The organism is Spirosoma fluviale (assembly GCF_900230225.1).
In the GTDB taxonomy this organism is placed as follows: domain Bacteria; phylum Bacteroidota; class Bacteroidia; order Cytophagales; family Spirosomataceae; genus Spirosoma; species Spirosoma fluviale.
The window spans coordinates 1,246,036-1,258,117 of sequence record NZ_OCNH01000003.1; the positions used below are offsets into that span (position 1 = coordinate 1,246,036).

Sequence of the window (12,082 nt, forward strand, 5' to 3'; positions counted from 1 at the left end):
CTTACGCAATTATGCCCGTTCTTTCCCAATGCGTCAGCCAGTCTTTTTTTACGCCATGAACCTGGGAGAAAAACTCGTAGAAGGGGAGCATGTCTTTTTCGTAATCGCCCGTAATGTAGAGTGGTTCACTAAGAATAGCCTGTCGGCGGGGCCAGTCGAAGCCAACCAGAATCAGCGGAACATTCGCGTTGAGGGCAATGTAGTAAAAGCCCGTTTTCAGCTTGTCGACATTGCTGCGTGTACCCTCCGGTGCAATGCAAATGTGGAGCCGCTCGTTCTGATTGAAGACATTCACGGTTGCATCGACCAGATTGCGTGACTTGTCGCGATAAACAGGTTTTCCGCCCAATGCCCGGAATAACCAGCCTGAGTACCAGGTGAATAACGAACTCTTAGCGAGATATTGGATCCATATATGGATGGTAGGACGGATGCCCAAACCAACCAGGAAGTCCCAGTTGGTACTATGTGGGGCTACTACCCAAATGGCTTTTGGTACAGTTGGGATAGGACCTGTTACCCGCCAACCCCATACTTTAAATAACCAACGGGTAAGGGCACTGAGCATGTTTCTTGTAGTTAGTGGTTAGTACATAGTGGCTAGCGGTTGGAGCTGTGTGTATGCACATCACTCGTCACTATCTACTAAGCACTAACCACTGAATTAATACTTCCGATCATTGCGCTCAAGCCAACGCCCGGTAATGAAGGCAGCGATGAGCAATACCGCGTAAAACAGAAGTGTCAAAGGTGTTGATAAATCCATATCGATGTTCAGTTGAATTCCGGTGCAAAAATAACAGAGGCTTTTGATTTTAAACCTATACTGTCTCAAAGAACCTTACAGGTTTTCGATTATAAAACCCCTTTCGTGCTGGGAAGGTTATCCAATTCGTTGATATCGCGCCGAACGGCCATTTTTATCGCTTTGGCAAATGCTTTGAAAATGGACTCTATTTTATGGTGCTCATTATCGCCTTCTACTTTAATATTCAGGTTGCAAAGAGCGGTGTCGGAAAACGATTTAAAGAAATGATAAAACATTTCGGTTGGCATGTCGCCGATCTTCTCCCGCTTAAATTCTGCATCCCAAACCAGCCACGGGCGGCCCGAAAAATCCAGGCCAACCTGGGCCAGTGCCTCATCCATTGGTAGCAGGAACCCGTAGCGGCTAATCCCCCGCTTATCGCCGAGGGCACGCCGATACGCTTCACCCAGTGCCAAAGCCGTGTCTTCTATAGTGTGGTGCTCGTCGATGTGTAGATCGCCTTTGACTTGAATCGTGAGGTCGGCACCGGAGTGTTTGGCCACCTGATCGAGCATATGGTCGAAAAAGCCAAGCCCGGTGTGAATATCGGCCCGGCCGTGCCCGTCGAGGTTCAATTCCACACGGATTTGTGTTTCTTTCGTATTCCGCTCCACAACGGTAGTGCGGGCGGGTAAACGCAAAAATTCGTAAATCTCATCCCAGTCGCCGGTTTGGAGAACAATGGCCTGCTGCATGGCTTCGGTTAATCCACTTACATCAGCAGATTGTACGGCTGCCAAACCATTGGGCGGCAGAAACAGAATAGCCTTAGCACCGAGGTTTACAGCCAATTGAACATCCGTGAGACGATCGCCAATAACGAAGCTGTTGGCGAGGTCGTAGGGGGCCTCAAAATACTGCGTTAACATGCCCGTACCGGGCTTACGCGTAGATGAGTTATCGCGTGGGAAATGGCGATCGATATGTACGGCCGCAAAGTTGACATTTTCGCCGGCAAACGTGGTCATCATTTTGTTATGAGCTGGCCAAAACGTATCTTCGGGAAAAGATGCCGTGCCCAGACCATCCTGATTAGTGACCATGACTAGCTCATACGTAGTGTCTTCAGCAATTTTCCGCATGGCCGAAATGGCTTTTGGAATGAAGTCCAGTTTAGCGAGCGAGTCAACCTGTTGATCCGGTTGTGGTTCGGCAATAAGCGTCCCGTCGCGGTCAATAAATACTATTTTTTGCATAATACGGATAAGAGAAGTACCACAAAGATACAGTCAGGTCATATTACAAACGAAAATATACTACTTTTGCATTAGAGTTCTTGTATAGCTGTTTTTACCATTTCTACCAATATCCATATCATAAATTTAACGTAAACTTTTTGGCTATATTTTTCATTGTTCTGTTAACCAAGTACCTATAAAGTTAAACTGATTACGGAAACATAGTTTATATAGACACACAAAAAACAGTAGAAAGACCAACCCTCTCTCCAAGAATTTCTTATAAAACAATACACGTACTAAATCTTAGTTAATAACATGCCAACAGCATCCAGATTAACCCGCATCGGGGTATTTTATGACGGAAATTATTTTCTACACGTAAGCAATTATTATAATTATTCTCACGAACGTCGCAGTCGTATAAGTATATCAGGGTTGCACGCTTTTATCCGTCGGCAGGTAGCCGAAGAGGAAGGCGTAAATGAACGTTTATGCCAGATAGTAGATGCCCACTATTTCCGGGGACGACTAAATGCACACGAAGCTAACCAGCGTGGTAATCAACTGTTTTATGACCGCCTGTTCGACGATATTTTGATGTCGGAGGGGGTAGTTACCCATTATTTGCCGGTCAAAACGTATCAGGGTTACCGTCAGGAGAAAGGGATTGATGTATGGCTGGCCCTCGAAGCATTTGAGCTGGCTCAGTACAAGAAATTTGATGTGGTCGTGCTGATTACCTCCGATGGTGATTATGTACCGCTCATTCGTAAACTTAATACGCTCGGTTCCCGAATTATGGTGCTCAGCTGGGATTTTGAATTCCTCAATGAGCAGGGCGAAAAACAAGTAACCCGTACCTCACAGGATTTATTGGAGGAGGTTTCATATCCGGTTGGTATGCATGGGCTGATTGATGACCGTAGCCGACGGAACGATATGGTTATTCAAAACCTGTTTGTGAAGCAGCAAACCCGGCCAACCTTTACAACGGTTCCGGCAAATGGCAGCAGTTACAGCAACGGCAATAGCTTTGGCGGACTCAGCGCGGCCGATGCCTATGAGGAGGCCTATTTGCCATCCGATGAGCCAAATTATAATCTGGCCGATGGCATTGATGATCCGGACGGTCGGAAAATCAGCACGATTCGCAGTTTGAAAACGGGTTACGGCTTTGTCAACTACCCGCCCAACAACCTGTTCTTCCATTACACGAGTCTGATTGATACTGATTTCAATGAATTACAGGTAGACGATGAGGTCGAATTTACCGTTGGCCGTAATGCCGAAGGAAAAGATATTGCCATTGACGTTCGTCTGTTGCATCCCTAGTGATGAAAGCTGTTCAGGTGCCGATTGAAAACCCGCTGACATGGCGTTGGCAGGCTTTGACCTGGGCCATCAGTCAGGAAGCACATACGGATGGTTTTGTTGCCTTTCTCAACAATAACGAAACCGTTTATCCTCATGACCCGTTTCCAAACCGACTGTTCGTCGGAGCGAAACGGGTCATTTCTTTTTCAGATACGACTGAAAGGGATGCCTTCCAAATACTGGAAGAAGCACACCGTGATCAGCCGTCATTTCTGGTTGGGTATTTTGGTTACGACCTGAAAAACCAACTGGAGGCCTTGAGCAGCCGGAATCCTGCCCGACTTGAGCTGCCCGATGTTTACTTCGTGGAGCCGGAATGGGTAATTGACTTTTCGTCCGATAATGCCATCGTTATCAGGGGAGAAGGGGATACTGACCAACTGCTCAAACAGATAGCCGCTTATGACAGCACTCAGCATCAAAGCGTTTCCCCAAAAGTGCCCGTTGTCGTTCATGGCCGTGTTACGTCAGCGGAGTACGAGGCTACCGTTCGCCGAATAAAAGAGCACATTGTAGCTGGTGATGTGTACGAACTGAATTACTGCATCGAATTCTTTGCCGAGACTATTCACCTTAATCCGCTGGCAACGTATCGGGCATTGAATGAGCGGTCGCCAATGCCTTTCTCGAACTTTATTAAACTTGGTGATCAGTACATTATCGGTGCCTCGCCCGAGCGATTTCTCAAAAAAGAGGGTAGCGGCCTGATAACCCAACCCATCAAAGGTACCATCCGGCGTGGACAAACGCCCGACGAAGATGCTGCCCTGCGTAACCAACTTATCCAGTCGGAAAAAGAGCGGGCCGAAAACCTGATGATCGTCGACCTGGTCAGGAATGACCTTGCCCGAAGTGCCGTGACCGGTACTGTACAGGTGGATGAACTATTCGGTATTTATGGATTTCGGCAAGTGTACCAGATGATTTCTACCGTTTCGGCAACACTGCGGGATAGTGTTTCGTGGGCCGATGCGCTGCGACATGCGTTTCCGATGGGTAGTATGACAGGCGCTCCCAAGATTCGGGCTATGGAGTTGATTGATGAGCTGGAAGTCAGCAGGCGAGGGGTTTATTCCGGTGCGGTAGGCTTTGTAACACCTGATGGCGATTTTGATTTTAGTGTGGTGATTCGGTCGCTGCTGTACGATGCCCAACGAAAGTATGCCTCTTTTTCGGTTGGCAGTGCCATAACTTATGATGCCGACCCGGCACAGGAATGGGAAGAATGTCTTTTAAAAGCAAGCGCCATCCGGCAGGTATTGGAGTCATAAGCTGTGTACTTTCGCCCTTTCCCTAAATTGTTTGATTCCGCGTGTGGAATTTCCTCCCTTTTTTTCTCATACGAACTAACGAGTGCAACGCTTTGATGATAAAACGACTCATTATCAGAACAGTTAGCCGTTTGCTAAATTAGCTACTATAAATTTAGTTAAAAATCGTTAACTGAATGATCATTTGATCGTATTGCGCTTAGCTTTGCTTCTGGTACACCTGTTCAACCTTTGCCCTGTCTTTTATGAAAAACCTTTTCTTACTGGCCGTACTGTGTCTTTTCGCGGCTACACTTTATGCACAAAGTCCGGCCAGCCCGACTCGGTTCACCTTACAGGGACGAGCCGTCGATACGACGTCAGCACCACTTGCTTCCTCAACGGTGATGCTGCTGAACGCTAAAGACTCATCGCTTGTCAACTTTACGCGCACCGGCGATAACGGTGCTTTTTCGTTTAAGAACCTGAAGTCAGGTAAGTACGTCCTGAAAATTTCCTTTGTCGGCTTTATTCCCTACAACCAGGTAATACAGCCAACCGGCGACGCATTAATGGATCTGGGCGCACTCAAATTAAAGCCTATTACACGGGAGTTGATGGAAGTTGTCGTTCGAACGGCCAAAGCACCCTTAACGATAAAGGGTGATACAATCGAATATAATGCCAGTTCCTTTAAAGTGCCGCCCGGTTCCACTGTCGAAGATCTGCTGCGTAAACTACCCGGTGTGCAGGTCGATCAGGACGGCAATATCCGGGCTCAGGGGCAGGAGGTGAAGAAAGTAACGGTAGATGGCAAGAGTTTCTTCGGGAATGATCCCAAGGCCGCTACCAAAAACCTCCAGGCCGAAGCCATTACCAAAGTGCAGGTTTTCGACGATAAAACCGAACAGGCTAAGCTGACGGGTATCAATGATGGCAAGAAAGAGAAAACGGTTAATCTGGAGCTAAAAGAAGAGTTTAAAAAAGGCGGCTTTGGCAAAGTAACGGCCGGCGCTGGGCCTGCCTCCAACAACGTGTCGGCACGGTTCGACGGGAAAGGGATGTATAATAAGTTCGACAGTAAGCAACAGTTCTCGGCCATACTGCTGGGTAACAACACCAATCAGCAAGGCTTGTCGTTCAATGATTATCAGGATTTCAGAGGCAGCAATGCGTTCAGCTATAACGATAATGCCGATTTTGGGTTCAGCGGAGCTAACCGCTACATTTATTTTGGCGACGACAATGAGAGTTTGACGGTGCCGGTAGGCGGGGGCGAAGGACGTGGCTTTTCGAAGAACTCAGCCGGTGGTATCAATTACAATTACGACACCAAGAAAACCAAACTGAGTACCAGCTACTATTATAACCAGACACGCATTGACCTGGATGCGCTTCGGGAAAATAAACGCTATCTGCCAGGAACGTCGTCACTCCGTACTACGGATACCAGTAATCAGTCGAATCTGAATACGAACCATCGAATCAGTTTTCGTTTTGAAAAGCAACTCGATTCCATGCAGACGCTGGTGGTCATCAGTAACGGGCGGTTTGGTAACGGCAACAGTAATCTCTTAAGCTTACAGCGCGTATTTCTCAATTCGGGCAATAATAGCGAAGTGCCAACCACTAATAGCCAGACCCTGAACAATACCGCAGCCAACCAGTTTGCCATGGCCAATACCGTTTTGTATCGGCTGAAACTCAAGAAGAAAGGGCGCAATTTAGCCGCCAGCGGCACTTTTCAGACCAACTCGAACGATGGAGACCTGTTGCTGAAAGCCCGGAATGAATTTTTCCAGGCCACGAGTGTCAATGACATGCTTCGGGTATTGAATCAGGATCAGGGTACGAACTCGCGCAGTGATCAATACAAAGCTAACCTGCTTTATGTGGAGCCCTTTGCCAAAAAGTACACCTGGGAGACGTTTTATAACTTCAGTCTGCGAAATGATGAAGTAGACCGCGACGTGGTGAACCTCGACGATAGCCGACGGCGGGTCGATTCGCTTAGTTTGTATTACAAAAATAATTACCTGTTTAACCGCCTGGGAACCAGTTTGCGCTATTCGTTTAAAGGACTGAACGTATCGGCGGGGATAGCTGGTCAACAGTTCGAGCTTGACGGCAAGTTTGCCCGCGACCAGGGCCAGCCGCTTCAGTCCATCCGCCGAACCTTTACCACGGTGATCCCGAATTTCGGGCTTAATTATTCGCTGAAAAATAATAAATCACTTTACGCGGGCTACGATGTAGGGGTTCAGATTCCCTCGTCGCGGGATTTGCAACCGGTCACTACGAACAGTAACCCGTTATTCGTGAGCCGTGGAAACCCAAATCTGCTGCCTCAGTTGAACCATAACGTCAGCGCCTACTTCAACTATTTCAATCCGGGTAGTTTTACCAACTTTTTTGCCAATGTCTATACCACCTATTACGTGAATCAAATTGTGTATAGCCAAACCGTAGACCCGCAAACGAACATTATTACTACCATGCCCGAAAACCTGACGGGAGGGCGTAATTTAGGTACGTATTTTGGGTTTGGCTTTCCGCTCAAGAAGACCAAGGCCACACTCAACCTGAACACGCAACTTAATTTCGGGCATAACCTGACGCGTATCAATACGGTGCTGAACGAGACCGATAATCAGAACTATTCGTTCGGAGGTCAATTGGCATTGACGCCCAAGGAGTGGATTGCTTTTTACGCGAATGCTAACTTTGGCATTACTGATACCCGTTATTCGATCAACACGGCTCAGAACCAAATCATCTACAATAATTCATTTCGTGGTGATTTGAACCTGCAACTGCCGGGTAGCTTTTTTGTCAATACCTCCCTCAATTACCGGGTATACAAGAACGAACGACTGAATTTCAACCAGCAGATTCCGATTTTGAACACGTCGATCTACCACATCCTTGGCAAAGCCAAGAAGGCTGAAGTTCGGCTGTCGGCTTATGACCTACTTAACCGGAATATTGTTGTATCGCAGTATGCCGGGCAGAATTTTACCAGTACGGAGCGTATTCAGTCGCTGGCGCGCTATTTCATGCTAAGTATCACGTACAACATGCGCGGTGTTCAGGGTAAAGTTCGGCGGGATGGCTTTTATTGATTTTAATTAACTCTCTACCATGAAAAATATATTCGTACTCCTGTGCCTGTTGACCGGTTCGGTAACGATGGCCCAGAAATCGGAAGGTGTGGCAACCTACGTCCGGAAAGAACATTGGCTGAAAATTACCAATCGGCTGACATTTTTAAGTCAGGAACAGAAGGACCGGGAGACTCAAACCTGGAAAAACTGGGAAGAAGATAATAAAGGTATCAAGATGAAACTGGCCTTTAGCCCCAACGAAAGTTTATACACCTACAACAGTGATGAGCCAGAAGAGGGGGGGTATTCGTGGCGGAAATCGGAGTTTTACCTGTACCGGAATTTCGAGAAAGACAAAAAGACTGACATTATCGAAATGCTGGGTAAAACGTACATCGTTGATGATTCCCTGCACGCGCCTGTCTGGAAAATAGGGAATCAGATAAAAGAGGTGGCTGGTTATATCTGTATGCGAGCCGATACGGAAGATCCGATCAAGAAGCAGAAAATTACGGCCTGGTTCGCACAGGACATTCCCGTTTCGGCGGGACCTGAACGGATGAACGGTTTGCCGGGACTGATTCTGGAACTGGACGTTAATGATGGTGACGTAACCATCGAAGCGGTTAGTGTAGCCTTTCGCCCGCTCACGCCAGAAGACCTAAAGCTGCCCAAACAAAAGGGTAAAAAGATGACCGATGCTGCTTATGATGCTCTTATAAAACAGCACATTACAGATCGGATAAGTGCCCGCCAGAGCCCGTATGGTTGGGCTGGAATTCGGTATTAAGCCTATTCCTGTCGGCCCCTGTCGCTTATATAAAAAGCCCCGGCTAGTGCTAGCCGGGGCTTTTTATAATCAGAAACTTGAATTTACATCCCCTGCGTCGAGAACTGTACCTGATCGACGGCAAACAGCGGTTTCTGCTTGGCTTCGGGATTGACAAATATCAGGTAAAGTTTGTGGACACCGGACACTGGCTGTCGGAACGGCAGGTTAACTGCTCCTTGTGTGCCTTGCTTCACTTCGGCTTCACCCAAAAGCGTACCGGTAGGCGAATCGAGCCTCGCTTCGAGCTTGCCACCCGCTGTCTGGTCTTTCGATGAAAAGACAGATGGTGAAATGCTTTGGATACCCGTCAGGTCGATGTCGTTGAACACTAAGTAGCTACCCGACTTGGTGCCAATAGCTGCCGGACCCATCTTGGGAATATCATACTGGAAAATATCCTGCTTCCCATCGGCCGAAACAGCTTTCATGGAGGGAGAGCGCAGGGCCAGCGATGTAGAACCCGTCAGGGGGCCAATTATCCCATTACCACGGTCAGTATAGCTGGCGGTCAGGATGTAAGAACCCTCTTTCTTTTGCTGAGCCGGTACATAATCACCGGCCAATGGCTGACGATTTACTTTCTTTTCGTCGGCCAAAGACAGTATATAGTGAACCATGTCGGCCACTTCACTCTCTTTCAACTGGGGGTGAGCGCTCATGGCCTGTTCGCCCCAAACACCACCACCACCGTTGATTACCTTACGAACCAGTTTGCTTTCGATCTGGGCAACACCTTTGTATTTCTTCGCCACGTCGATGTACGCGGGTCCAATTGACTTTTTGTCGATAGCGTGGCAGGCCTTGCAATCGCTCAGTTCGATCAGCCGTTTGCCGGTCGAGAAGCCCAGATTAGCCTGGTGGCCCTGCGCCAACATCGTTTTGTCGAAACCTTCGAGGTAGTCGATGGTCATGGTCACGTCGTCCGGACTGATGCCTTTCTTCAACGTTCCATCTTCCTTATCGACAACGTTCACGGCGTACTTAAGCGGCTTGTTCGGAAAGTAAAACGTTTTGTTACCGGCTACGGCTACTTCTACTTTTGGCTCGTCGTTGCCCACTTTAATCTCCATAGATCTAGTAGCGACATTACCGGCAGCATCGGTTACGGTCAACGTAGTAGGATAGGTACCCGGTTTGCTAAACGTAACCGTAGGGTTGGCCGTCGTTTGTTTGGGCATTCCATTGCCAAACGACCACGAATACTTCAGGGCATCGCCGTCATAATCCATCGATCCTTTGCTGTCGAACTTCACCGTCAGGGGAGCCGAGCCAACCGTTTTATTCGCGCTGGCTATCGCTACCGGCTTCCGGTTGCCGGCGTTGTAGGTAATACGCGACAGACGGGCGTCGGAATTCGCGGCAAACCACTTCTGCCCATATTCGAGCGTGTAGAGCGAACCGTCATTGGCAAACTGCATGTCGATTACGTGTGAAAAAGGCGTACTAGGCATGAAGGTTTCCATCTTCACAAAATCACCGTTTTCCTGCATCGTGACCGGATGAATCCAGTCGCGAATCCAGTCATAAGCGAAAAATTTGCCATCGTAGTGACGGGGAAATTTTACGGACGATTCTGCGTAGTCGTCGTAATAATAAACTGGGCCGCCCATAGCATTCCGCCCACCTTTACCCACAATAGGACCAAACTCCGGTGAGTCGGCATAGGGGTAATAAATAAAGGCTTTCTGCGCTGGGGGTAACTCCGTTAAACCGGTGTTGTTGGGCGAGTTGTTAATTGGCTTTTGCGGGTCGAAAAGCGCCCCTGTCGTGCTATCCGCAAACGTACGGACATTGTACGGACGGTTGTCGGCCACAAACAGTGGCCAGCCAAAATAGCCTGCTTTCCGGGCCTGATTCATTTCGTCATGCCCACGAGGACCGTATTTTGGACTGTTTTCTCCCGCATCCGGACCTACTTCGCCCCAGTATAGGAAGCCCGTCCGCTGATCGACCGAGATACGGTAGGGATTCCGGTTGCCCATTACATAAATTTCGGGACGGGTTTTTGGAGTACCTTTTGGAAATAAGTTGCCTTCGGGAATGGTATACGTGCCATCCGCTTCGGGATGAATACGCATAATTTTACCGCGCAGATCATTGGTATTGCTCGACGTTAAACGGGCATCCCAACCTTTGCGACCCGGACGCTCGTCGATGGGAGCGAAGCCGTTGGAGTTGAATGGGTTGGTATCATCACCCGTCGACAGGTACAGATTACCCTTGCGGTCCCAGGCAATGGAGCCGCCCGTGTGGCAGCAGCCGTCGCGCTTAACGGGAACCGTCAGCAGTACTTTCTCGGTGTTCATCAACAAGGTATCCCGAACATCGTCATACACGAAGCGGGACAGGTGCTGAGCGGTATCGGCTTCAGTTTTACCGGTTATCGGCGAATAGTACGCGTAAATCCATTTGTTTTGCTTGAAGTTTGGGTCAACGTTTAGACCCATCAAACCGTATTCAAACTTGATGAATACAGGAAAGCTAGCTACCAACTTTACAGACTTTTTCTTGGGGTCGTAAAGTTTCAGGGCACCTTTCCGCTCAGCAAAAAGGACTTTGCCATTGTCGAGAACAACTAACTCGGTTGGCTCGTCCAGATTGGCGGCCAACACTTCACGGTCGAAACGGTTTTCTTCAGGAAACGGCTGCGTTTTCGCCTGGCCGAATTTAAGGCCGGTTGCCATAACAGACTTGATACCACCCAGAATATGCTGCAGGAACAGGGGATCTGAGTACGATTCATCGGTATGGCCGCCACCCGTGTAAAACGCTTTGCCGCCATCGAAATCATGATGCCAGATAAACGGGTGATTGTCGCCGTTTTTACCGCCCTCGTAGGTTTTCTCGTCGAGCTTACCCAGCACTTTCAGGTCGGGCTGGATGCTTTTGTAGCTGTACCACTCGTCCCAGCGCTTCCAGCGATCGGGTAGCATTTTGGTAGACGGGTGGCTTTTGTCGATAATCTCGATTTCGGCGTTCTGCTGTTTAGGGTGCTGCAAAAAGTAAGCACCTGCTAGTTTGTTATACCAGGGCCAGTCATACTCCGTGTCGGCAGCCGCGTGGATACCCACATAACCACCACCCGCCTGGATGTACCGCTCAAAAGCCGCCTGTTGGGCATCGTCCAGTACATCGCCGGTTGTACTGAGCCAAATAATGGCACTGTACTTTTTGAGATTCGCTTCGGTAAACTTGCTGGCGTCTTCGGTGGTGTCGACTGCGAAGCCGTTTTCCTGCCCCAGTTTCATGATTGCCACTTTGCCAACGGGAATAGACGCATGGCGGTATCCTTTGGTCCTTGAAAAGACCAGCACCCGATTAAGGGCTACAGCACTTTCAGCCGACTTGACAGCGGGCGAAGTGCGTTTGGCAGCCGTTTGAGCCTCGGCTGTTATGCCCGGTACAGCCGTTGCCAGCAAACCCGCCAGCAACAGGGCGCGGGAGGGAAGCCGTAAGTTTTTCATATAGTTTTGGATTTATACAGGTTGGTTTGCAAACTGGCAAGTGACAGTTATGCTTGTTAACTTATTTTA

At 48.6% G+C, this 12,082-nt stretch carries 7 protein-coding genes; 4 read left to right on the top strand and 3 right to left on the bottom strand.

The window, feature by feature from the left end; all coding sequences use genetic code 11:
* Window position 1: 1 nt before the first annotated feature.
* Both CRO74_RS21210 and hisB read right to left on the bottom strand, forming a co-directional pair.
* Window positions 2-568, bottom strand: a complete 567-nt coding sequence (locus tag CRO74_RS21210) for a 1-acyl-sn-glycerol-3-phosphate acyltransferase (protein ID WP_097128584.1) — start codon at window positions 566-568, stop codon at window positions 2-4.
* A 287-nt stretch (window positions 569-855) separates the two neighbouring features.
* Window positions 856-2,004, bottom strand: coding sequence for a bifunctional histidinol-phosphatase/imidazoleglycerol-phosphate dehydratase HisB (hisB, locus tag CRO74_RS21215; protein WP_097128586.1), 1,149 nt, complete (start codon window positions 2,002-2,004; stop codon window positions 856-858).
* Between the two features lie 300 nt (window positions 2,005-2,304).
* On the opposite strand from hisB, the gene CRO74_RS21220 reads away from it, so the two are divergent.
* The 4 genes from CRO74_RS21220 to CRO74_RS21235 all read left to right on the top strand — a co-directional run bounded on the left by CRO74_RS21220 (window position 2,305) and on the right by CRO74_RS21235 (window position 8,507).
* Window positions 2,305-3,321 carry an NYN domain-containing protein gene (locus CRO74_RS21220; RefSeq protein ID WP_097128588.1) on the top strand — a complete coding sequence of 339 codons (1,017 nt, stop codon included), beginning with the start codon at window positions 2,305-2,307 and terminating at the stop codon, window positions 3,319-3,321.
* Window positions 3,322-3,323: 2 nt separating this feature from the next.
* The gene (gene pabB / locus CRO74_RS21225; protein WP_097128590.1) at window positions 3,324-4,634 is read left to right on the top strand and encodes an aminodeoxychorismate synthase component I; all 1,311 of its coding nucleotides are present in this window, start codon (window positions 3,324-3,326) and stop codon (window positions 4,632-4,634) included.
* A gap of 245 nt (window positions 4,635-4,879) precedes the next feature.
* A complete protein-coding gene (locus CRO74_RS21230) occupies window positions 4,880-7,735 on the top strand; it encodes a TonB-dependent receptor domain-containing protein (RefSeq protein WP_097128592.1) in 2,856 nt (951 codons plus the stop codon).
* A gap of 19 nt (window positions 7,736-7,754) precedes the next feature.
* Window positions 7,755-8,507 (top strand): GLPGLI family protein, encoded by a 753-nt coding sequence (locus CRO74_RS21235; protein ID WP_097128594.1) that lies wholly within the window; start codon window positions 7,755-7,757, stop codon window positions 8,505-8,507.
* 83 nt (window positions 8,508-8,590) lie between these two features.
* Here the strand turns inward: CRO74_RS21235 and CRO74_RS21240 are convergent, their stop codons facing one another.
* Window positions 8,591-12,013, bottom strand: coding sequence for a ThuA domain-containing protein (locus tag CRO74_RS21240; protein ID WP_097128595.1), 3,423 nt, complete (start codon window positions 12,011-12,013; stop codon window positions 8,591-8,593).
* Window positions 12,014-12,082 lie beyond the last annotated feature (69 nt).

Bases quoted from the DNA above. Each gene is read 5' to 3' on its own strand.
- hisB (WP_097128586.1), bottom strand. From the start codon at position 2,004: ATGCAAAAAATAGTATTTATTGACCGCGACGGGACGCTTATTGCCGAA.
- pabB (WP_097128590.1), top strand. From the start codon at position 3,324: ATGAAAGCTGTTCAGGTGCCGATTGAAAACCCGCTGACATGGCGTTGG.
- CRO74_RS21240 (WP_097128595.1), bottom strand. From the start codon at position 12,013: ATGAAAAACTTACGGCTTCCCTCCCGCGCCCTGTTGCTGGCGGGTTTG.
- CRO74_RS21230 (WP_097128592.1), top strand. From the start codon at position 4,880: ATGAAAAACCTTTTCTTACTGGCCGTACTGTGTCTTTTCGCGGCTACA.
- CRO74_RS21220 (WP_097128588.1), top strand. From the start codon at position 2,305: ATGCCAACAGCATCCAGATTAACCCGCATCGGGGTATTTTATGACGGA.
- CRO74_RS21235 (WP_097128594.1), top strand. From the start codon at position 7,755: ATGAAAAATATATTCGTACTCCTGTGCCTGTTGACCGGTTCGGTAACG.
- CRO74_RS21210 (WP_097128584.1), bottom strand. From the start codon at position 568: ATGCTCAGTGCCCTTACCCGTTGGTTATTTAAAGTATGGGGTTGGCGG.